Genomic DNA, 21,908 nt, shown 5'->3' with positions numbered 1-21,908 from the left:
ACGCCATGACCACGACGAACAAGCCAACCTCGCTACTCGCGCCGGCCGAGCCCCGCAACGGGTCGTCAGTCCCCACCGGAGTGGAATACCACCGGGTACTCGCCGGCGACAAACGCCGGATCGGTCGCGGCGTCCTCGCCATCATCCTCCTGCTGGCAGGGCTCGTCACCTTCCCGACGGCCATCGGCAGGGCGGCTGCGCTCATCGACGTACGGATGGGCAACACCCCGCCGATCCTGGGCGGCACCGACTACACGCCGCTCTACCACGCCAGCACGATGCTCTCCCTCGGCCTGCTCATTCCCTGGAGCATGCTCATCCAGCGGTGGCTCTACCGGGTGCCCGGTGCGTCCCTGCACTCCGTGACGTCTCGGTTCCGCTTCGACCTGCTCGGCAAGTCGCTGCTCATCTTCGGTCCCGCCTGGCTGGTGGTCAACGCGCTCGGAGCCCTCACGCCCGTTGAGGAATCCCCCTGGTCGCAGACCGACCTCATCGCCATCTTCCTCACCACGATCCTTCTCACCCCGCTTCAGTCGGCGGGCGAGGAATACGGGGTACGTGGGCTGATCTTCCGCGTGATCGGAAGCTGGACCCGCAGCCCACGGGCGGGACTGGTCGCCGGGGTGCTGCTCTCGAGCGCGCTGTTCACGGCCGTACACGGCGCGACGGATCCGTACATCATCGTCTGGTACTTCGTGCTCTGGACCGGACTGGCCATCATCACCTGGCGCACCGGCGGGCTCGAGATCCCCGTCATGCTGCACGCCGTACTCAACACGTTCAGCCTCATCCTGGCCGTGTGCCTGCGGGTAGACCTCGGCAGCGCGCTGGAGGACCGCTCCGCCGGAGTCGGCACGCCGTACCAGCTCGTCCCCGCCTTCGCGGTCATCGTCATCACCGCGATCATCTGGTGGCGCACCCGGAAGACAGGACCAGCACGCACCGCGGGCCGCGGACAGACACCGAGCAGTACGCGCTCGTGACGTGGGGTCACCGTTTGGGGGCTCGAGGGCTGCCGTCGTCGAACTGTGCGCGCCACACCAGGAATCGACGGCCGGGGTCAGCGAAGAGCCGCGGTGGCCTGGGCAACGAGCCGGCGATCCGATTTCTCGTAGCTCCAGCCGTTGTCGTCGAGCAGGGTGAAGTAGCCGGAGTATGAAGTAGAACCAGAGAATGTCGGTCGCCTCCGCGAGGGTCATCCCCTTCCGGAGGCCGCCGACGTCCCGGAGCCGGACGGCGACGGCTTCGATGGCGTCCCGGTAGCGTTTCGTGGCCACCCGCAGGTTCTCGGCGACCTCGGTGTGGTGTGGCGCGGTGGTCAGCACCATCCGCATGACGTCGCCGTACGTCTCGCGCATGGACCGGACCACGGCTGCGGTGTCCCGCAGAATCTCGTCCGGGTCGGTGAGGGTCTGCTGCCGGAAGAGGGTCTGCTGCACCACCGGCGCCCTCGCTCCACAGGTAGACGAGCGTCCGGAGCAGCCCCCATTTGCCACCGGTGGCGGCGTACACCGTGGCCGGCGCGACGCGAGCCTCCACCGCGATGTCGGCCTGGTGCGCCGGATGGCGAAACTCCGAATTGATGCGTTCCTCGAAAACGACCGCCCGGACGGCCCGCGCGAGCTTCCCGGCGCGGTGCCACCAATGGTTGTCCGGAGTGTTGGTCGCATGGATGACGACCTCGTCGGCGTGCCCGTACCGCAGTGCGGCGGCAACACGTACCGCATGTGGCACGCGTGCTCCAGCGGCGACCACGTGCCGGGTCGTAGAGCCGGCGGCCCTACCCGCCGGAGGCAGCCTGTGTACCGCCGACGGACAGCGAGTTCGTCACTCCCTGGCGGGCACGGCGGGCTCAGCCCGGTGAACACGACTATCCAGGAGGACTGCGACGCCGCGAGCCAGCAGCCATGCGGAGAGAATCTCAATTGCCGCCACTGCCTGATCTCGTGAATCATGCCTGTTCAGCACGCAGGGAAGGGAGGGCGCGTGGGGCTGGTTCTGTTCCCGGGCGACGGTGACAACAACAGTCCGGATGTCTCCTGGTCCTACACCGGCTTTCACGCGTTTCGGCGACGCCTGGCCCAGTCCGAAGGGTTCGACCTCTCCGAGATGGGGGGCTTCGACGGCGATCGGCCCTGGAGCCAGGTGACCACCGTGCTGGAGCCGTTCCTCAATCACCCCGATGACAGCGGCGACCTCTCGCCAGCCGACTGCGCAGTGATCCTGCCTCGGTTGGAGACGATCACGGATCAGTGGGAGCAGGACGGCGACGACGTGCTCCTCCGCAAGCACATCGAAGACGCCCGCCAACTGGCCGTCATCCTGCGTATCTGCCTCGAGAAGCGCGTCCCACTGCTCTTCATTTGAAGCCCTAGGCGACCCGGTCCCACCTACGGGACAGCCTCGAGGGCGGGCGGACCACCTACCTGAGGCCCAGGATCATCGTCGATGGTGGGCGCTGGGCCTCGTGATGCCCGCGGCCCCCGTGACCTCGCTAGCGGACGATTCGTCAGACATGCCGTGCTAACGGAGGGAACTCGACCAGCGGTCAAGGAGTGCTAACAGGCGGCGTACTGGACCAGCATGTCCCCCCAGGAAGCAAGAAGGGCCAGCCCGATGTTTCGGACAAGCCCTCTGACCTGCGATTTCAATCTGTCGGGACGGCCGGATTCGAACCGACGACCCCTTGTTACCATGCGTAGCTGTCCCGACCTTGTCATTGGTCGTCAGGAATAAGCGCTGAGCTGCACAGACAGGGCCAGAGACCGATCGCCTCTTGTCACTGGCTGTCATCTGCAGGTGAGGGTTTTCGGGGGGTAAACGGGGGGCGACGTCGACTACGAATCCATGATCGTCATTCGGATGAGTTGGTGCTAACACCCTAGCCGGCGATATCCCTACGCGCACTGCCCTCTGCGCCGGACCTGCGGGTCAGTTCGGGCGGCGGCTATAGATGAGGCTTCTGGTAACTGGTGCCGCTGCTGGCGCTGATCCAACTCACTGCCGTCTTGTCGCCTACCGAGCAGTGGGAGCACTTCTTGTGCTCCCACTGCTCGGTATAGCGGAAGACCACGAACTCGCTCCCCGTGGCGATTCATTGGGCACGTGGTCGCCGTCCCGGTCCTACTGCTCCGATGAGAGCGTCCACGTGGCCGCAGGCCTCGGCGACGTCGATGGGTTCTCCGGCTAGGCCGGCGACAGACAGGCCGAGGGGAGGCGGCCAGCCGCCGACTGGGGCGGTGGCGTGGTTGACAGGGGCCGGCGTCACCTTGGTGGGGAACCTTACTGTAGAAGTCACTGATCGTCCGGCCCCGCTTTCCGGCATCCGGAGAGCGCAGTGCTTCCAGCAACGTCGGGACCTCTTCGGCTGAACCGTGGGCATGATGCATCGACGCCCAGTCGGCACCTCCAATTCCGCTGAACATGCGCAGCACTATGCCCACACCCACCGACGTTCTCGGCAGGTGAGCCACTGCCGGAGCTACCCGGCATCGCATCGGCCTCTCGTGGCCGCGAAGCGCTCCGTCCTCGTACGTCGTGCCCTGAGACGGACTCGTCAGGCAACCAGGACCAGGAAGTCCCGCCACACCTGGCCCCTGCCCGCCCGCCGCCACACCCCTCGCATCAGGACGTCGGGGACACAGGTTGAGGGAGGTCACCGACGCAATCGCGCGCCTTCTTGACGAAGATGAGCCGATAGCCCCCGTTGCGGAAGGGTCATGATGGGTAGCGCAGCATCTGGGATGGTACGGCCGCCATTGAAGACCTCTTCCTGGGGTCGACGCTGGGTTCATCTGCGCCTCGTCGCTGTGCTGCTGGCTGCCACAATGGCGGTCTTGTCAGGCCCGACCGCATCCGCGAGTATCGGCCTGCCGCCCCATCCGCTGAACCTTGCCTACCTGCAATTCTGCTTCACGCCACCCAGCTCCCAGCCGACCGGAAATCTGTCGTTCAGGGCGTGCGCGAACATCTGGCGCAAGAAAAATGGCGCGATTGACAGCACGGCGTTCAAGGCTACCTATTCCGTTCCCACCGCAGGTCGGGTCTATGTCGAACAGGTCGAAGTCGCGGAGGTCACCGACAACGAGTCGGACATCTGCACCCTGCCGAAGGAATCAAGGTGGATGACTGCGGGATCAAGCGCTGATTGTCTACTGACTGCCGTCCTCACCACCGGCCAGTTTCATGCGAACATCAGGTGGCTCAGCGAGAGCGTACCGACACTTCGAACGACCACGATAGACATTCGTTGCGAAGATCCGCATGGTACGCCTTCTTGCCATCTTCTGTCCTGAGTCGTCCGCCGAGTGGTAGCGTGCGGTGATTCCCAGGGCCAACCGAAGCGCGGGTGGGAGTGTGTCGAATTCCGTGTTTGAGCCTGCGGTGTGATCGATGCTGTTAGATGGCGATCCGGGCGCCGTAGGCGAGGATCAGGGCGTTGAGGGCCTTGGCCCAGCCGTAAACCCGGCCGGTGACGCTTCCGCCTCCCTTACGTTTCTGCTGGACGACGAGGTAGAGGACCTTCATCGCGTCCTGCTCGGTGGGGAAGCGTCCCGCCGGCGGGCGGCCTGACGGAAGCGGGCGTCGAGGCTCTCGATGATGTTGGTGGTGTGGAGGACCTTGCGGACCTCGTGGTCGTAGTCCAGGAACGGCACGAACTGCGGCCAGGAGGTGCGCCAGAGCCGGATCACGGCGGGGTATTGATCGCCGAACTCGGCGGCGAACGCCTCGAACGGGGCCTCGGCAGCCGCCACGGTGGGGCGGTGTAGATCTCCCGCAACTCGGGGGCGATCTTCTGCCAGTCCTTGCGGTTCGTGTAACGCAGGCTGGCCCGGACGAGGTGCACGACGCACTGGTGGTGCACCGCCTGCGGCGAGACCTGCTCGATGGCGTCGGTCATGCCTTTCAGGCCGTCGGAGCAGACCATGAACACGTCCTCGACGCCGCGGTTGCGCAGTTCGGTCAGGCAGCCGGCCCACTGCTTGGCGCCTTCCCCGCCGGTGCCGGCCCACGTACCGAGGACGTCGCGTTCCCCGTCGAGGCTTGTGCCGACAACGACGTAGACGGGCCGGTTCGCGACCTGCCCCTGGCGGATTTTCATCCCAGGGCGTCGATGAACACCACCGGATAGATCCGGTCGAGGGGCCGTTGCCGCCAGGCTTCCATCTCCTCCACGACACTGTCGGTGACCCGCTGATCAACTCCTGGTACACGTCGGCGTCGTACACATCCGCCAGATGCGCGGAGATCTCCCCGGTCGTCAATCCTTTGGCATACAGCGACAGGATCGCCTCGTTGAACGTCCAGCCGGCGAACGTGCTTCGGGACGATCCGCGGGGCGAACGAACCCGCCCGGTCCCGCGGGACCTGGATCCGCACTGGCCCGACCTCGGTCTGCACCGTCTTGGCTCCGTGCCCGTTGCGGATGTTGGTCCCCCGGCCGGTCGCCTCGTCGACGCCGGCCTCGTCGAGGTGGGCATCCAGTTCGGCATCAAGCGCTGACTCAAGGACCGTGCGGGTGATCCCTGCGACGAGCCCACCCGGGCCGACCAACGAGACTCCGTCGGCCCTGGCCCGCTCGACCAGCTGCTGCGCGAACTCCACCTCCGCCGCCGTCGGCTGCGGAAGCTGGACAGCTTTCTTCTTGTCTGCCATGACGTGGTCCTTCCCGGACAGGATCGACGTCCTGTCCAAGGGACCACAGCCAGGTCAACCACGGAAATCTACGCAGTCCCAAGCGGGTCCCTCAGCGGTGCGGGTCGTGTGAGGTTCGCCGGTTGCCGGGGGTGAGATCCCCGCCGTGACGGCTCGGTGGGGTTACCTACCGCCGGATGCCGCAGGAGTGGCGAAAGGTGGTTCGGCTTAGCGACGTCAACCAGAGGACGCGGCCCACCTGGCCCGGGTCGGCTACGTCGCGGCCAGGCCGAGCCCGTCGACGGAGGCGGCGGTGTTCTCCATCAGGGCGCTGACGCTCCTACGGCTGTCAAGTAGCCATGGTGATCGTGCGAAGAGGGCGCAGCAGAGCCCAGATCTCGCGGGCGACGAGTCGTTCCAGGCAGCGGACGATCTCGGCTTCGGTCTTGCCGTCGGCTGCGCGCCGGGCGGCGCAGGCGCGGGTGGGTTCGTGGTGCTGCACGCGGACAATGACGGCCCGACAGAGTGCGGCGTCGGCCTGGCGACGGCCGCCGCGGTCGAGCCTGCGCCGGGCGGTCATGCCGGAGGAAGCGGGGAGCGGCGCGACGCCGCAGAGCCGCGCCCAGGCCGGTTCGGAGCGGACCCGGTCGATGTTGATCTGGTGGTTGATCCCACCGGGCGACGTTGCGCCAGACCCGGCCGCACCGCAGGCGGTGAGCCAGCCGCCACCGCCGCTCACGGACGACTGATGGCGGCTCACGGCATACGCCCGGCACCGTCCTGACCGAGCGGGTCGACGATCGCCGTGGCCTGCTCGACACGAGAATCTGGGGCGAGGGCCTGACCCTACTTGTTGTTGGTCAGCTCGAACAACGCCATCTTCTTGGTGCGAGGGTTGTAGTACTTGACCTGAACGCCGTACGTGTCGGTCGAGTACCCCTTCTTGTGGTAGCACTCGTTCACCTTGCCGGGAGGTATCCACCCGGGCCTGGGGCACTTCGTCGCGCTGACCTTTCCCTCGTGGTCGTTCCAGAGCACCAGTTCGTCGATCAGGTGGTCCTTGTCGTCATCATTCCTATACTGCACAAGACCAGTTGCGGCCCGAGGTGGGTCCTGCTTGTCATACTTGAGCTTGCACAGGTTGAGCCGCAGGTAGGTGTCCGGCAGACGACGCTTGCCGGTGCACACCATCGTCGTGAAGACGACCGGGGGCGGCGGCGGAAAGTTGATGAACTCCGGCAAGGGATCGGTGTCGCTGGCTGCGGACACACCAGCCGGGAGCCATGCTGTCATGCCCAGGACCACGCATAGCGCCATCAGCCCACGCAGAACCCGTCGCCCAGACGCGGCAACAGTGGACGTCGATGTGACTCTCGCCTGTCGCATCGCATTTCCTCTTTCACGGATTGTGGTATCAGACCATGGACGAAAACTCACGCTGATCGGGAAACCTCAGGAGAGAGCATCCTCGTAAGCGCCCCTCGATGCATCGGGGGAATCACTCATTGCTGCCACGGAGGCCGGCGGCGGCACCGAGTGCACGGCGGCTCACCGTGACCACCTCTCGCCACCGACGGCCCGACGCCGGTGGGCACAACGCGCGGTCGAGCCGTTAGGGTTGCCAGAACCGCGGGCCGCCACGGCTGAGCCGGTGCAGGAACGCGAGACTACCTGCGAGTCCCGTGCCGTATCCCGCGCTCACTTCCGTGCCGGTCTCGTCGGGCAACACCATCCGCCCGCCGCGCAGCACCTGCCGGGCACACATCGCATCCGCCAGGTCCTGCGCCATACCGCGGTAGGTGTCCTCCCCGAGCTCGTCGGCGAGGTCGAGCAGATAGTCGCCGTCACCGGCGAGGCCGTGGCACTGCGAAATTCCGGACTGCCAGCGCGATCGGTGCACCGCCACAGCCGCCCGCCGGACCAGAGTGAGCAGCTCCTCGTCACCGGTCTGGCGCCACGCCCGCAGGAGGAAGGTGCCGACACCGGAGGACCCGCTGCACCAGTGCACCAGAGGCGCTCCCCCGGCACCGCTGGGCCAGTAGGCGGCGTCGCCATCTCCTTCCGCGGCGGCCGTCAGCGTTCCCGCTGCCGACACCGCGAGGTCCAGGTATCTCCCGTCACCGGTCTCCTGCCCCACGGCGAGCAGGAACGACCCGATACCGGCCGTGCCGTGCGCGAACCCGTAATGCGTCACGCCCGCGAGCACCGAGGCGAAGTCCCGCGGGATGGGCCACACGATCTGCTCAGCCCGAGCGTCGGTGCCGGCGGTCAGGATGTCGGCCGCGATCACCGCGCGGGTGAGGAACTCGGGTTCCCGGGTGACGCGCCAGAAGTGCAGCTGGGTCAGGCCCGCGCCGGCGACCCCGTGGCAGACGTCGGGATTCGGCGACCGCAGCGGCGTGCGCAGCGCGAGGTCCCGCGCGTGCTGCGCGAGGCGGTGGTCGCCGAGCGCCGTGGCGGCGTCCAGCAGCGTCCACGCGGTTCCCGACCGTCCGAAGTACAGGCCGGGCAGCATCCGCGGCTCCCGCGCGACCGCGCCACAGATCCAGCGGGACGCGACGGAGAGGGCGTCGCGCAGCGCAGGCGACGGGTCGTTCTCGTAGCGGCGGGTCAGCACCGCCACCACCCCCGCCGCGCCGTACTGCACGTTCCCCGGGTCGCTGCCGGCAGCCGCCGTGGCCGCCGGCCAGAGACGGGCACCGTCGTCTGGTTGCATCGTGTCGAGCAGGTACCCGACGCTGTCGGTGATGATGCGGTCCTGGTCCACGCGAGCGGGGCGCGGTGCTACCGCAGCGTGCCCGGCTCCTCTCAGCTGCTCCCGCAGGACCGGAAGCGGAGGCCGCAACGCCGGTTCCGGATCCACCAGGGACAGGATCGCCGCGGTGTACCGGCGCGCCGTCTCGTTGTGCCGGCCGATCAGCGCCAGGTGATCGGCCAACCGCTCGGTGTTGCGTCCGTGGGGCGCGTCGGGCGAGTCGGGCGCGTGCCGAGGCTCCGCACCGCTGACCAGATACATCAGCGTGGCACCCACCGCGTAGAGATCCGCCTCGGGTCCGCAGGCGGGTCCGTGAACTGCAGCCGCCACCTGTTCCGGCGCCGCGTAGCCCGCTGTGAAGGCGCGGGCCACGCGGGCACCGGGCTCGGCGAGCAGTTCCAGGTCGATCAGCCGCAGGCCGCCACCGGGCTCGACCATGACGTTGTTCGGGGTCAGGTCCCGCAGGACCAGTCCCCGCGCGTGGATCAGCCCGACGAGCTCGATGAGTTCGTCCGCGAGGCGAGCCACCTCGTCGGCCGGTGGCCCCCAGTGGTGGCCGTCAAAGGTCATCGCCTGTTGGACCCACCGGCGCAGGGTGGTGCCGGGGATCTCCTCCTGGACCAGGAACAGGTCATCCTGCTGCTCGAACAGCTCCACAAAGCGCGGCGTCCGACCGGTGTCCTGGAGCAGACGCAGCATGTTCGCCTCGTGGCGCAGCAGGTCACGGACGTCGCCGCCGGTCAGTAGGGAGCCCACGTGGGCACGCGCCTGTTTGACGACCGCCGCGTGACCCGTGCGGGTGTCGGTGGCGCGGAACACTCCGCCCTTGTAGGCGTGCCGCACCGCGCGGTGCACCACGTATCTGTCGTGCAGCACGACCTGCGCACCGCTGCCCGCGACGGCACCGGAGCCGGCGGCATCGGACGTAAAAGGGTCACGAGGCACCCACGCCGGCGCGACGAAATGGGCCAACCTCTGATCGCGGACCAGACCGCCGCTCGGGTCGACGAGCATGGCATCGTAGGCGCCGTCCATGCCGAGCACCGTGAGACCGGTGAACGCGCCGAAACGGTAGTGAACCAGACTGCCGGGCAGGTATCGGCGGTCGGACAGGATCCCCGGGCCGGGCAGGCCCTCGGTGGTCTCGTGCAGCTCCTGCGCGAGCCGGCGCAGATCCTCGACGTCCCCGCTCGGGTAGGCGGTGATGAACTTGCCGCCACCGCCACGATCCTGGCGTGCGGACACGAGTCGCTCGACGTCGCCGAGCGTCGCGGCGAACTTGAACGCGCAACCGTGCCGCACCAACACGTCCGCGGCACGGGTGAGGACCACGGGGGCGGACAGCGGCGTCGCCGAGACGTGCAACTTCCAGCCCTGCACCGGCGACCGGTAGCCATCCTGCCGTACATGACACCAGGGCGCCGCCGGCCGCAGCCGCCAGCTGTCGCGGCCGTGCCGTCGCAGGGCCGCCCGCACCGCGGCGGCGAACATGGGGTCGACGGTCGGCTCGGATCGGCCGACGGTCGTCGTGGACGGCGGGGTGATCACCGGCGCTCAGCTCCTTGTGCGCTCTGGTGCACCGCCGTCGTCGGCGGTGCGAGGTCGTCGTGTTCGGGGCGCGTCTGCCAGTAGCCGACCAGTTCGGCGTAGGTGGGCGAGGTGCGCATGAGAATCTCGTGGGTGCCCACGGTCGAGCCGTCGCCGTCCAGCACGAGAACTCGGCGGGCCCGTAGTGCGGAGGTGACCCGATGGGCGATGACGAGCAGTGTGGTGTCGAGGCGCGAGGCGAAGGCCTGCTCGACGCGGGCCTCCGCCTCCGGGTCCAGGTGACAGGTGGCCTCGTCGAGCAGGACTATCCGTGCCGGTGACAGGTAGACGCGGGTGAGCGCCACCAACTGTCGCTCCCCGTCGGAAAGGTGTGCGCCACCGGCACCGATGGCCGTGTCGAGCCCACCCAGTCTGCTGACCATCGGCCCCAGGCCCAACGTCTGCACCGCGGCGGCCACCGCCACCGGGTCGGTGTCGGGTGCGAGATAGCGCAGGTTCTCGTCGAGCGATCCGGCGAAGACGTACGCCTCCTGCGGGATGAAGCCGATCAGTTGCCGCAGCTGCGTCACGTCCAGGTTCGCCAGGTCGACGCCACCGAGCCGCACGGTGCCCGCCGTGGGCACCAGCAGACCGGCGGCGACCGCGGCGAGGGTCGACTTGCCGATTCCGCTGGGTCCGAGCACCGCGAGGTGATCTCCTTCGGCCACGGTGAAGGTCAGGTTGTGCAGTACCGGCTCGGCGCGGGAGCCGTAGGTGAAGCTGAGCTGCTCCAGGCGCAGGTCGCGTCCGGCCGGTAGGGGCACGCCGGCTGTCTGATCCGTCCTTGCCGCGACGAATCTGCGGCTCAACCGGTCGAGGGTCACCAGCAGATCCAGCCCCCAGGTCCCGACCGCGTCCAGGAGCGCCCGCAGCGCGGGGCTCAGGCTCACGGTCAGGTAGGTCGCTGTCCCGACCACCTCGCCGTATCCCAGGTATCCGTGGCGAAGCAGCCATGGCGCCGTCATCAGGAGCAGTCCCAACGGCAACGGGCCACCGATGAACAGGTAGATGCCGCGCAGCGCCACGAGGTTTCCCAGGGCACGGTCCGCGGACGCCTCTGCCCGCGCGGCCGCGTCGACCCGGGATAGCGCGTAGTCGTCGGCGCCGTGGGCGAGGACGTCACGGGCGGCGCCGAGGACCTCGCCGGCGTGGTGGGCGTACTGCTCAGCGGCGGCCAGGGCCGCCCGGTAGCGTCGGGCCAGCGGGGCCAGCGACATCGCGAAGAGCCCGCCGGCGGCCAGGACGGGCAGGCCGCAGAGCAGCGCGGCGGTCGGCCCGAGCAGGAACAGGCCCACCACGGCTCCACCGATGCTCACGACGACCTGCCGCATCGCGCGCAACAACGCGCCGAGCACCCCCCGCACCGACTGCACCTGGGTGCTCAGCTGGGCCACACCGGAGGCGTCGGGACGTCCGCCCGCCTGCACCGCGGCGGTCACCGCCGCCGACACCACGGCGGCGAGCAGGGCATCCCGGATCGGATCGACGATCTGCCGCAACCATGGGAACTGTCGGTACGTCGCGGTGGCGCTGAGCAGCGCCGCCGTCATCAGGACGCCCAACCAGGTGGCTCCGGGCCACCAGCGCCCGGCCAGGAAGTCGTCGACGGCCCTCGCCACGGCGACACCGGACAGCGTCTGCGGCAGCGCCTGCACCAGTGACCAGGCTCCGAAGCGCAGCAGGGCGCCGCGCCGGGCCCGGAGCTCGGCGCGTACCAGCGCTGTCGCCGCGTTACCGCTCAGGACGCTCATGGCGCCGGTGCCGACAGGTCGCGGCCGAACACTGCGCGGTAGGCCGGGTCGGTGGCCCAGAGGTGGGCATGAGGTCCCAGTGCACGGATGCGACCGCCGTCGAGCCAGGCGACGAGATCGCAGCGCGCGGCCGTGACCGCCCGATGGGCGACCACCAGCCGGGTACGACCTCGAAGCCGCTGCGTCAGCGCGGTGGTGACCTGCGCCTCGGTCACCGTGTCGAGGCTCGAGGTGGCGTCGTCGAGCACCAGGATGCGCGCGTCATGAGCGACGGCTCGGGCCAGGCTCAACCGTTGCAATTCGCCACCGGAGAATTCCACCGCGGCCAGCCGCGTGTCGGCCGCCTCCGGCAGTCGACGCACGAACGTCTGCGCCCCGGCCACCTCGAGCGCGGTGGTGAGGTCGGCGGCGGTGACCGACGGACGGCCCCACCCGATGGCCTCGCCGAGGCGGTCACCGATCAGCGCCGGACGGGCGAAGGCGTAGGCGACCTCCCTGCGCAGAACGGTGGTGCTCACCGCGTCGACCGGGACACCATCGATCAGCACACGGCCGTCATCGGGGTCGAGCAGCCGCCCCAGCAGTGCCGTCAGTGTGCTCTTGCCCGATCCCGACGCGCCGACGACGGCCAGCGCGACCCCGGGCGGGACGGTCAACTCGAGGTTGTCGAGCACAGTTCGTCCGGCGGCCCGGACCGTGACCCGCTGGAACGAGACCGCTCCCGGGCCGGGAGGCAGGGCTGCTGCCGGGCCGCCGACCGGCTGCGGCGCCTGGCTGGTGACCTCGGCGAGCCGCCGGGTGCTGGCAGCCATCCGCGCAAGGGCAAGCAGACTGTCGACGGTGCCGGGAAGGGCAAGGGCCAACGACAGGTAGAGGGAGGCGGCGAGGAAGTCACCGCCGCTCAGCCGCCCCGTACTGATCTCGAACCCTGCCACGGCGAGCACACCGACGCGCGCGGCGGTGAGGACGAGTTCGTTCTGCCAGGACACCACCCGCTGGCCATGCCATATCCGCTGGCCCACCGCATCGAGAGCGGGCAGGGGCGCCAGCACCCGCGCCATCTCCCGCGCAGCGCTGCCGGCTGCCCGGATGGTGCGTCCGCCGCTCACCGCATCGGTCAACCTCGCGGCGATGGCACCGAGGACACGCTGGTACTCGCCGTGCGCCACACCGATGCGCCGCACCGCGACCCGCAGCGCGGGCCAGGCAGGCAGCACACCCACGACGAACACAGCGCCCAGCAGCGGGTCGAGCAGGAACAGCAGCGCGAGCCCGCCGCAGGACGTCGCCACGGCGACGGCGGTGTCCACGGCAGCGATCGCGGCGCCCACCGACTGGGGTACGTCGTCCACCAGGCGTCCGACGAGATCCCCGACCGGGCGGCGGCGCAGGTCGGCCCAGCTCAATGAAAAGAGATGCCGTAGCACCTGACCACGGCGCAGCTGCGTCGCCTCTGCCAGCACGGCCTCCCGGGTGACTGCGGCGAGCAGTTCCGCCGCGCCACGTGCCACCAGCACGACGAGCAGGGCCAGGTACCCCGTGCCCGGTGCGTCACCGGTGATGCCGTCGGTCGCGCGGGCGGCCACGGCAGGCAGCGCGACGGAAGCGGCGGCGGCGACGGTGCTGCCGAGGAGGTATCCCGCGGCCCACCCCGGCGTCAGGCGCAGCACGTGCCACCACACCGTTGCCGTACCTCCTCGTCGCCGTGTCGATCAGGATTGCCCGGTTGGGTGGGGAGGTCCCCGCCCAACCGGGCCGACGCAGTCATGACCGCGTCGTCATCAGCTGCCGGTGTACACCGTGGTGTTGTCGCCCGTCGTCGGGATCACCGTGTCCACGCAGGTCCCCAGGCAGTACCGCAGCTGCTCCTCCTGCTCCTCGGGAAGCGTCTGCAGGACGTTGACGTCGATCTCCATGTCATTCACCTCCTTCCGTCCTCGTCGCTGACATCGGGCCCTCCCGCGACCACGCCTCACCCGGAGGGCACGCCAGAAGAAACGCCAGCACCCGCTCCAGCAGCTGCCCGCTGCCGATGTCGCCGAGCGGGTAGTGACCACCGTCAGGGACCTCGATGTACTCGAACTCCCTGTCGGCAGGGCGCGCTCCGGGCCAGAGCGCGGTCGCGAGAAGTCGTGAGTGGCCGACCGGGACCACGTGATCGCGTGCACCGTGCACGAGCTGGACCGGCACCCGGATGCGCCCACCGAGGCGCAGCAGATCTCGGGGGCCCAGGTCGTCCTGCAGTTCGGTCAGGCCACCGAGCCTGGCGACCAGACGGCGCACCCGGGGCGAGCCGTCCGCGTGCAGCCGGGGACCCGAGATGAACGGGGCCACCGCCACACACCGCGCCCAGCCCTGCGGATCAGCGGCCGCACACAGCAGCGCCAGGAACGCGCCGTAGCTGGCGCCGAAGAGCAGCGGTGGCGCGGCCACACCCGGCCGCCCGGCCGTCAACACCTGCCGCAGCCACCGGATGTCGGCCAGGTCGGGTCCACCCCAGGCTCCGACGATCGCGTCCCGGTGGCCGGGTCCGTAGCCGTCGCTGCCGCGCTGGTTCGGAGCCACGACGGTCAGTCCGGCGTCCGCCAACCGGCGCAAGGTGGGCTCGTACTCCAGCGTCCACGCAGCCTCGGGACCTCCGTGCAGCGCCACGACCACGCGTCGGCTGTCACGCCAGTCACCGCCGTACACGATGGCCTCGATCGCGCCGGCGGGTCCGGCGAACGTCTCGGTCCGCACGTCGAGCTGACGCGAGGGTGCCGGGTCGGCGGGCAGTGACCAGCCGATGGGCGGTGGCAGCGATACCGACGCGATCGTCGTCGGCTGCGCCGGTGTCGACATCGCCAGTCGAATCGTGTCGTCGCGCCAGACGGCGGCGCGACCCAGCACGCCGTCGGGCGTGGGTAGGAGCGTGGTGCGGTCGTGGACCGTGTCGTGGATCGCGAGGCGTGACCGCACGCCCTGCGCGACCCTCAGCGCCAGCAGACGGCCGCTCGGATCCGTCGCCAGCGGCAGCACCCTGCCGGGGACGCCGTTGAGACCGGTGGGCAGGTGCACGCCGTCGTCGTCCGGCGCGGCCCAGCCCAGTAGCGGGCCGGCGGGGTGCGCAGCCGCCACGAGCATCCGACGCTGACGGTTGGTCAGCACCAGTGTCCCGAGCGGCGCCGGCAGCAGCCTCACGCTCCCGCTCGTCAGCGCGACCGTGGCCATGCGCCAGCCGCCCCCGGTCAGGACGTTGCAGACGAGGTCCCGGTCCTCCTCGTCGAGCCAACCGGTGATGCCGATCCGCCCCGGCAGCCCCGCCACCGCTTCGGCGCGCGAGGTCGTGGCGTCGACGCGGTAGAGGATCGTCTCGCCCGAGGTCTGCTCGACGGTGAGCCACACCGAGGTCGCCGGGTGCGACGACAGGATGGCGTCCACCGCGGTGCCGTCGACGCCAATCGTGGTGCCGGAGGTGCCGTCGAGGTCGTGGATCTCGAGCTCGTGGCGGGTGCCGTGAACTCGACGAAGAACACCGGTCCGCCCGTCCTGCAGCGGCAGCGGACGCGCCGACACCGACTCGACTTTCCTCGTCCGTCGGCGCGTCACGGCCCGGGTCCCGTGGAAGGACCACGATTCGACCGCCAACCGCTGTCCGTCGTTGACCAGGCAGGCGGCGTGGCGCCCGTCGCAGGAGAGGGCGATGTTGGTCCGCGACGTCACGGTGTACGAGGCGTCGTCAGCGTCGTTCGGCACTTCCCCTCCTTCGTCGAATGTCCGGCTCGCCGCACTCTCGGCGAGCATCCGCAGCAATGGTGCTGTTTGCCCGCCTTGCTTGCATATACGGGGAAGCACCCAATATCTCTGAGGCCGGCTGTTGGTGCCGTACCGCTGCGGGCACACCTCACGGATCCGGCACGTCCCGCACCCGCGACGTGTTGTGCCAGGACGCGCGGGACCGCTACACGTCCTGCCGCACCGGCAATGGGGTGGTCCTTGACCGCGGTCCACCGGGTCGACGGGGTGCCCGGCTACGGCGCGAGCTTCGCCACGTACCGCGCCTACCTGGTCAACCGCGAAGTCGGACACCGCCTCGGTCGGGGTCGCGGACCGTGCCCGGGGCGAGGGCGATCGGCCCCCGTCATGCAGCAGCAGACGCTGGGCGTGCACGCCTGCACCGCCAACGCCTCGCCGTACCTGGACGGCGAGCGCTACCCGGGCCCATCGGGCGCCTACGACGCCCCGGTCCCGCCTCGCGAGCGCGTCCGGATGGGCTGAGCCGCCCAAGCCGCGTGTGTGCCCAGCCTCAGGGCCCACCATCGTTGCGGGTGAGGACGCGATGCAAACACCGTCCGGGGCCCACCGGGCTCAGCCGAGGCCGAACCGCTCCCAGTGCACCTGGGACCGCGGCACCCCCAACTGGCGCAACGCCTTCAGCACGAGCATGTTCATCCCGGGCGGACCACACACGAAGACGTCCCGCCCGGCCACGTCCGGAACCAGGTTCGCGATGAGGGCCGCGCTGATCGGCGGTGCGGTCGGCCCGGCCAGCAGGTGCAGTCGCGCCCCCCGGCTGCGCGCCAGGTTGCGCACCTCACCGAGGAGGCTCGCCTCGGCCTCGGAGCGGACCCGGTACAGCACGGTGACGGATCCGCCCAGCTCCTCCAGCAGCGCCCGCACCGGCGTGATCCCCACTCCCCCGGCGACGAGGAGCGTGTCGCGGCGTACCTTCGCCGCGCCGGTGAAGGCGCCGTAGGGGCCTTCGATGAACACCCGGGTGCCGACGGGCAGTTGTCGAAGCCCCGCGCTCGTCCTGCCCACCGCCTTGGCGGTGAGCCGCAGAGTCCGCCCGTCGGGCATCGCCGACAGGGAGAACGGATTCGCGGTCCACCAGAAGTTGTGTTCGAAGAAGCGCCAGATCGCGAACTGTCCGGCTCGGGCGGGCAACCGGTCCAGGCGGCGGCCGGTCACGTACACCGACACCGCGTTGCCCGCCTCGGGCACCACCGCCGCGACGCGGAACCCGTGCCGCAGGTTGCGCCACAGCGGCACGACGACGCGGCCGTACACCAGGGCCGTCCCGACGGCGACCCACATGGCCCACCAGTAGGCGCCGGGGAGCGGGCCGGCGAGGGTGGTGGTCTCCAGGGCCTGGTGCAGGAGCGCCAGCACGAGGGCGACATACAGCAGGATGTGCACCGCATGCCACAGCTCGTACGGCAGACGTTTACGCATCCACCGCACGGATGTCACCGCCACCAGGACGATCACCGCCGTGGCCAGCATGCCGAGCAGCGACGCCGGTACCCCGGCCAGGGCCATGAGGGTCCGTGCGGCCGGGGCGCCGTCGAGCGCCGCGTAGCCCAGGACGACCAGCAGGCCGTGGGTGACGACCAGCCAGAGCAGACCGAAGCCGTTCCAGCGGTGCCACAGCGTGAGCCGGTCCATGCCCAGGCGGCGATCCAGGTACGGGATCCGGGCCACGAGCACCAGTTGCAGCATGGTCAGCAGCGCCGCGTGCAGGCCGACGAACCTCGCGATGGACAGCAGTTCGTTCTTCCCCGACGGGCCGAGGAAGAACAGACTCTCGACGATGAGCACGTTCGCGGCGAGACAGGTCCACAGCACGAGGTGCGCCCTCGGACCTCCTGGCCGGGTGGTCGTCGGTCCAACGCCGTTGATCGTCATGGTCGCTCCGTCGATGAGGGGTACGGGTTACCCGGTCGGTACGTGGTGGGGGCGTTGTGCGGCTCGGCGATCCGGACCGATACCGCGCCGCCACCTGGCCCGGCAGCGCGCCGGGCCGTGCGGCGGCGACCGATGACAGCAGCCCGGCAGCACAGCCACCCGGCCAGGTCGGTGGGTGATCAGCCGGGACCGGTCGGGGTGACCGATCCACAGCGGCTCATCTGGTGCGCGCCGGCTTCTTGAAGACGGCCTTGCCGTCGGTGGTCACCGTGGACCAGTTGCCGCCGAGACCTTCGCCGAGAGCGTCGCCGGCGGAGGCGTCCTTCTCGAACCAGTACAGCGGCCAACCGTTGTAGGTCACCTGCACGTGGCCGTCCTCGCGCTTCACGCTCCCGACGAGGCCCTGCTTGGCCCCGCCCTCGACGGTGACCGGGGCACCGTCGGTGAGCACCGGCGGCCATACCACGGGGCAGTCGGTGTGGCAGTTGACCTTCGACGGCTTGTCGCCGTCCTCCTCGAACCGGTAGGCCGTCTTGCCGTTGACCGTCAGGATGTTGAAGGTGCCGCCGGGGATGTTGACCAGGTCGGTGCGTTCGGCGCTGAACTGGTGGCGGGCGGTGCCCAGCACGGCCGGTCCGACCTTCAGTGGCGGTACCGCCAAGGGCGTCGCCTCGGCCTGCGCCTCGGCACTCGGTGCGGCGGCCGTCGACGTGGCGGAGGCCTCGGGCCGCGCGGTCGTGTCGCTCGAACCGCACGCGGTGAGTCCCCCCACCAGCACCGTGACGGCGATGGTGATGGTTGCTGCGTAAAGTCGGCTTCTCATGATCTGTCTCGCCTCTCTGTCGCCGGAGGTCGGCACCTGCATCACGCGACGCCACCTCGGCCCGGTTCGCGGTGGCTCGCGATGAGAGCCACCGCACAGCGCGGATGTCCACGTGCGGCGTCGGTAGCCGTCTCCGGCGCCGCCTTCGGCCGAGGGCCGGCTCACGCGCGACGGATCACGCAGGAGCCGGCCCTCGTTCAGCTCACCGATCGGTCAGGCGGTCTTGATGAACCAGCGCTGCCCGTCGTCCGTGTCGCTGCCGTTGTTCTGGACGAGGGCACCGGGGCGACCGGTGTCCGAGACGGTGTCGAGGAACTTGCCACTGAACGTGTTCTGGAGCCCGAAGCTGGCGAGGCCCAGACCACCGCCGGCGCTGGAGTGCTGGATCCGCCAGCGCTGGCTCGGCGAGTTGTCGAAGGGCCGCAGCACGATGGTGGCGCCCGCGGTGGTCTGCTCGTTCGCCACGTCCAGGCAGCTCAGCAGGGGAAAGTTGTTCGTGCTGGTCGAGACGGAGAGGCTGCAGACAGCGAAGGACCCGCCGTCGAGGGCGATGATGTCGAAGCGCTGGCGCGCGAACGTCGGATCGGTCGACGGGGCCGCCTGCTTGCTGGTCACGCCCTCGCGCAGATCGTGGTTGCTGTCGACGCCGGCCGTCATCCGCAGCAGCCCGAACGTGCCGTTCGACGAGCCGGGCTGCAGCACCACGTGTCCGGTCGGCACCCCGCCGGCCAACTGCTGCGCCGTCGGCACCGGCGCCGCCTGGGCGGCAGTGGCGCCCACGCCGCCGGCGACCGCCATCGCCGCCAGGACGACACCGATCCCGGTAGTCTTCTTCATCGGATTCCCCTTCACCGTTGCTGAACAATTTTTCGTCCAATTCAGCCGGGTGAGTTTCCGTTTCCGGAATCGGCCCCGCAATCGGACGCACCAGATACACGTACGGGGATCGGTAATCGGATCTCGGCATTCATCAGGGGATCGCATCGGGCGGTTGTGATCTGCCCGACCACGACTGCGGGAACGCGACGCCGGGACATCCGGCGAGACGTCCGCCGGGTGAGCGACCGTGTGTCGCCCACCCGACGGACGCCTCGAACGACGGGCTCGGGCAGTGAGTCGGTGACCGGGGCGGAGGCTTCCTCCGCCCGGACATCGGCGATCGGGATTCAGAACAGTCCGACGGCGCGTGGGAAGTTGAACTGCTGCACCTGGAAGGCCGTGCGGCGCTCCTCGCTCGACTCAGCACGGATGATCTGCTGCTGGGTGACCCGGTCCCCCGCCTTGTTCATCACGAGCCCGCTCCAGCGATTGACCAGCAGCACCGCGCCGATGGGACTGCCCGGCCTCGTCCACATCTGACTGCTCGTGCCGTCACAGGGCCGCAGGACCAGCCGTGCCCCGGCCTGCTTGGAATCGCCCTCCACGTCCAGACAGAGCCGCCGCCCATCGCTCTCGACCCGATTGATCAGGTTGAAGGTGTCTCGGACGAAGACGCCATCCACTTTGACCTGTGGCACGTTCCACTGCTGCGTCGCCTTCGACGTCAGCACCCGGCCACTCCTGCCCTGCGGGGGCACGAACCGCAAGGTCGCGCCGATGCGGGCCGCCACCGGTTCCAACAGGGTGTCCGAGGTAACCGTGGCGTCGGTCACCGCCACGAACTGGTCGGCCGCTGCCGAGGCTGGGGCCGACGCCGGGGCTACCGCCGCAACGACTCCCATCAGCACGGCGATGATCGTGCGCATCGTCATTTTCCGACATCCTCTTGTCGTGTGGATACTGTTTCTCTTCGGGCATCACGCCTCGCCAGCGCCGCTCGGATCCCGCAGCGGCGGACCCCTCGGAGGGTCTCGAGCGGGCGGGGTGGCCCCGGAGCAGAGGTGAGCCGCGTCAGGGCCGCCGACGGACGGCGCGGCCCCGAGCGGCACCGGCGTCAGGCAGACCAGATCCGCAACAGCAGCGCTGCCACCGCGGCCAGACCGAGCACCACCGGCGGCACCAGGGCGAAGTTGCGTGCGCGCAGGTGCGTCCAGACGGCGCCGATGAAGTAGCAGATCACGCCGATGCTCGCCAGCACGCCCAGCAGCGGAATCACCGAGCCGAGCACCAGGCCCACTGCTCCCGCCAGCTTGCAGGCCGCCAACCACGGCAGCCAGGACCGCGGCACCCCCACATCCGTCATCTGCGCACGGACCGCGGGGTTGCCGGTGGCGGTGAGAACCGCCGAGATCGTGAGTACCGCCGCCAGAATCAGCGTGACGACGAGGTAGGAGATGAACACCTTTTCTTCCTTCTCTTGTGACAGGGCAGTCGTGTCCTGCCCGCTCAGATGCGTCGACGGTGATCGGGCCACAGCCGACGGGTGACTTCGGCCCGGCCCGGCCCGACCGGCCGGCCGGCTCTTCGGAGGGGGGCGAAGGACTCCGCTGCGCTAGGCCCGTGGTGTTCCCTGCGCCGCGACGAGACGAAGCCCGCTGCCGCCATCGGCGAACACGTGGGTGTAGCGACTCGCCACTTGCCGGCGGTGGCCCTGAAAGGACATCACCAGCTGTGTGCTTCCGACGACGACACCGACGTCACCGTGGATGCGCACGACCAGAGAGTCGGGTTCACGGCTGATCCGCTCGAAGCGCAGACTCCCGTCGGAGATCAGCGCCAGAAACACCTCCCGGGGCACGAGCTCGCCGGCCAGCACGTCCACGATGATGAAGTCGTCGCTCAGCAGCCGCTCCAGCGCGCCACTGTCCGACGCCACGAGCGCATCGAAGTAGGCACCATCCGCGTCAATCAACGCCTCGTACACACTTGCTCCTCGGTTCCTGCCGGCTGCGGGTTCAGCACCGGACTGCCGATCAGGACCACGCCGTACGGGCGCCGGCGGTTCTCGGTCGCGCGGCCGGACCGGTACCCCGTACCGACGGTGCGGCTCCGGCTGACGGGCGCCATCGCCCGTGCGCCGGAGGCAGTTCGCCCGCGGTCGTGCGCAGCGATGTCATCCCGGGACCTCCGTCTCACGCAGATGCGACAGCAGGCCCGCCAGCCGGCGCTGCGCCCGGAAGGACCGGCTCTTGACGGTGCCCAGCGCGATGCCGAGGGCGGCCGCGATCTCGCTCTGGGTCATCCCCTGGTAGTAGGCCAGCTGGAGCACCTGCCGCTCCTCCGGTGCCAGTCGCTCGAGCGCCGCACGGACCTGCCAGACCTGCCAGGTGGCATCGAGAGAGAGCCCTTCCTCACGCAGCTCTCCCGCGGTCGCCCAGGTCTCGTCGAACGGCAACTCTGCCGAGATCTTGCGGCGGCGCCGGTAGATGTCCACCGCCGCACGGCGGGTGATGGCGTACAGCCAGGGCTGGATCTCCCGAGACGCGTCGAACCGGTCGGCTGCTCGCCACGCCTGGACGAATGCCTGTTGCACCGCGTCCGCCGCCAGGTCCCGGTTCCCGAGCACGTGGTACGCGGTGGCGTACATCGGCCCGGAGAATCGGCGGTACAACTCGTTGAACGCCAGCTCGTCGCCGGCGGCGAAGCGTCTCTCCAACGCGAGGTCGTCGGTCTCGGTCATGATGTGTGTGCCGCAGAAGCAGACACTTCCGCCCCCCAGTAGTAGTAGCTTCCGCTGCGACTCTGCTGAGGGCGCTTGCTGGTCGGTTTCAACCCGCTTTCACTCGCGGCGACCTGGTCCCCGGCGTCGGGT

Annotated in this window: 20 protein-coding genes and 2 pseudogenes; 5 read left to right on the top strand and 17 right to left on the bottom strand. The window is 69.5% G+C overall.

The annotated features are described in order from the left end of the window. The first annotated feature begins 5 nt into the window (after positions 1–5). The 3 genes from GA0070611_RS03440 to GA0070611_RS30960 all read left to right on the top strand — a co-directional run bounded on the left by GA0070611_RS03440 (position 6) and on the right by GA0070611_RS30960 (position 4,295). Positions 6–983 carry a CPBP family intramembrane glutamic endopeptidase gene (locus GA0070611_RS03440; RefSeq protein WP_091657227.1) on the top strand — a complete coding sequence of 326 codons (978 nt, stop codon included), beginning with the start codon at positions 6–8 and terminating at the stop codon, positions 981–983. Between the two features lie 1,003 nt (positions 984–1,986). Further along, positions 1,987–2,367, top strand: coding sequence for a hypothetical protein (locus GA0070611_RS03435; protein ID WP_091657223.1), 381 nt, complete (start codon positions 1,987–1,989; stop codon positions 2,365–2,367). Between the two features lie 1,442 nt (positions 2,368–3,809). Then, positions 3,810–4,295, top strand: coding sequence for a hypothetical protein (locus GA0070611_RS30960; protein ID WP_157740186.1), 486 nt, complete (start codon positions 3,810–3,812; stop codon positions 4,293–4,295). Positions 4,296–4,398: 103 nt separating this feature from the next. On the opposite strand, the gene GA0070611_RS32155 is transcribed toward GA0070611_RS30960, so the two are convergent. From GA0070611_RS32155 to GA0070611_RS03400, 10 genes and pseudogenes are all read right to left on the bottom strand, one after another. Then, positions 4,399–4,527, bottom strand: a complete 129-nt coding sequence (locus tag GA0070611_RS32155) for a hypothetical protein (RefSeq protein WP_269456349.1) — start codon at positions 4,525–4,527, stop codon at positions 4,399–4,401. Next, positions 4,524–5,101 (bottom strand): annotated as a pseudogene (locus GA0070611_RS32150) (IS256 family transposase). The gene GA0070611_RS32155 and the pseudogene GA0070611_RS32150 overlap by 4 nt, the downstream one beginning before the upstream one ends. Further along, positions 5,098–5,655, bottom strand: a complete 558-nt coding sequence (locus GA0070611_RS32145; protein ID WP_269456348.1) for a transposase — start codon at positions 5,653–5,655, stop codon at positions 5,098–5,100. The pseudogene GA0070611_RS32150 and the gene GA0070611_RS32145 overlap by 4 nt, the downstream one beginning before the upstream one ends. Positions 5,656–5,983: 328 nt before the next feature. Further along, positions 5,984–6,373, bottom strand: a complete 390-nt coding sequence (locus GA0070611_RS03425; RefSeq protein ID WP_197675842.1) for a transposase — start codon at positions 6,371–6,373, stop codon at positions 5,984–5,986. Between the two features lie 107 nt (positions 6,374–6,480). After that, positions 6,481–6,927, bottom strand: coding sequence for a hypothetical protein (locus GA0070611_RS03420; protein WP_157740185.1), 447 nt, complete (start codon positions 6,925–6,927; stop codon positions 6,481–6,483). Between the two features lie 319 nt (positions 6,928–7,246). Next, positions 7,247–9,937 carry a class IV lanthionine synthetase LanL gene (gene lanL / locus GA0070611_RS03415; RefSeq protein WP_091657216.1) on the bottom strand — a complete coding sequence of 897 codons (2,691 nt, stop codon included), beginning with the start codon at positions 9,935–9,937 and terminating at the stop codon, positions 7,247–7,249. Next, positions 9,934–11,727, bottom strand: coding sequence for an ATP-binding cassette domain-containing protein (locus tag GA0070611_RS03410; protein WP_091657212.1), 1,794 nt, complete (start codon positions 11,725–11,727; stop codon positions 9,934–9,936). Before GA0070611_RS03410 ends, lanL begins: the two co-directional genes overlap by 4 nt. Then, entirely contained in the window at positions 11,724–13,397 is a 1,674-nt protein-coding gene (locus GA0070611_RS03405; protein WP_167604399.1) for an ABC transporter ATP-binding protein, read from the bottom strand. The genes GA0070611_RS03410 and GA0070611_RS03405 overlap by 4 nt, the downstream gene beginning before the upstream one ends. A gap of 111 nt (positions 13,398–13,508) precedes the next feature. Then, a complete protein-coding gene (locus GA0070611_RS31450; protein WP_197675841.1) occupies positions 13,509–13,643 on the bottom strand; it encodes an ALQxL family class IV lanthipeptide in 135 nt (44 codons plus the stop codon). A gap of 1 nt (position 13,644) precedes the next feature. Further along, on the bottom strand, positions 13,645–15,510 hold the full coding sequence (locus GA0070611_RS03400) for an alpha/beta hydrolase family protein (protein ID WP_231921308.1): 1,866 nt from the start codon (positions 15,508–15,510) through the stop codon (positions 13,645–13,647). Positions 15,511–15,690: 180 nt separating this feature from the next. On the opposite strand from GA0070611_RS03400, the pseudogene GA0070611_RS31650 reads away from it, so the two are divergent. Both GA0070611_RS31650 and GA0070611_RS32140 read left to right on the top strand, forming a co-directional pair. Further along, a pseudogene (locus GA0070611_RS31650) lies at positions 15,691–15,819 on the top strand (hypothetical protein); the annotation flags it as partial. Positions 15,820–15,849: 30 nt separating this feature from the next. Then, entirely contained in the window at positions 15,850–15,984 is a 135-nt protein-coding gene (locus GA0070611_RS32140) for a hypothetical protein (protein WP_269456379.1), read from the top strand. A 90-nt stretch (positions 15,985–16,074) separates the two neighbouring features. On the opposite strand, the gene GA0070611_RS03390 is transcribed toward GA0070611_RS32140, so the two are convergent. The 7 genes from GA0070611_RS03390 to GA0070611_RS03360 all read right to left on the bottom strand — a co-directional run bounded on the left by GA0070611_RS03390 (position 16,075) and on the right by GA0070611_RS03360 (position 21,776). Then, a complete protein-coding gene (locus tag GA0070611_RS03390; RefSeq protein WP_231921307.1) occupies positions 16,075–17,334 on the bottom strand; it encodes a ferredoxin reductase family protein in 1,260 nt (419 codons plus the stop codon). Between the two features lie 277 nt (positions 17,335–17,611). Then, complete coding sequence (locus GA0070611_RS03385) at positions 17,612–18,259, bottom strand: COG4315 family predicted lipoprotein (protein ID WP_231921462.1); 648 nt, start codon at positions 18,257–18,259, stop codon at positions 17,612–17,614. Positions 18,260–18,430: 171 nt separating this feature from the next. After that, positions 18,431–19,054: an RICIN domain-containing protein gene (locus GA0070611_RS03380; RefSeq protein WP_091657186.1), complete on the bottom strand. Its 624-nt coding sequence runs from the start codon at positions 19,052–19,054 to the stop codon at positions 18,431–18,433. A gap of 329 nt (positions 19,055–19,383) precedes the next feature. Further along, positions 19,384–19,968 carry an RICIN domain-containing protein gene (locus tag GA0070611_RS03375; protein WP_091657182.1) on the bottom strand — a complete coding sequence of 195 codons (585 nt, stop codon included), beginning with the start codon at positions 19,966–19,968 and terminating at the stop codon, positions 19,384–19,386. Between the two features lie 182 nt (positions 19,969–20,150). Next, positions 20,151–20,498, bottom strand: a complete 348-nt coding sequence (locus GA0070611_RS03370) for a DoxX family protein (protein WP_091657177.1) — start codon at positions 20,496–20,498, stop codon at positions 20,151–20,153. A gap of 150 nt (positions 20,499–20,648) precedes the next feature. Next, positions 20,649–21,020, bottom strand: coding sequence for a nuclear transport factor 2 family protein (locus tag GA0070611_RS03365; protein ID WP_091657174.1), 372 nt, complete (start codon positions 21,018–21,020; stop codon positions 20,649–20,651). A gap of 189 nt (positions 21,021–21,209) precedes the next feature. Further along, complete coding sequence (locus tag GA0070611_RS03360; RefSeq protein WP_091657171.1) at positions 21,210–21,776, bottom strand: RNA polymerase sigma factor; 567 nt, start codon at positions 21,774–21,776, stop codon at positions 21,210–21,212. Positions 21,777–21,908: the final 132 nt, after the last annotated feature.

This window comes from Micromonospora auratinigra (assembly GCF_900089595.1).
GTDB lineage: Bacteria > Actinomycetota > Actinomycetes > Mycobacteriales > Micromonosporaceae > Micromonospora > Micromonospora auratinigra.
Note: the sequence above shows the minus strand (reverse complement) of the source record. Positions and strands in the feature narration are given on the sequence as shown.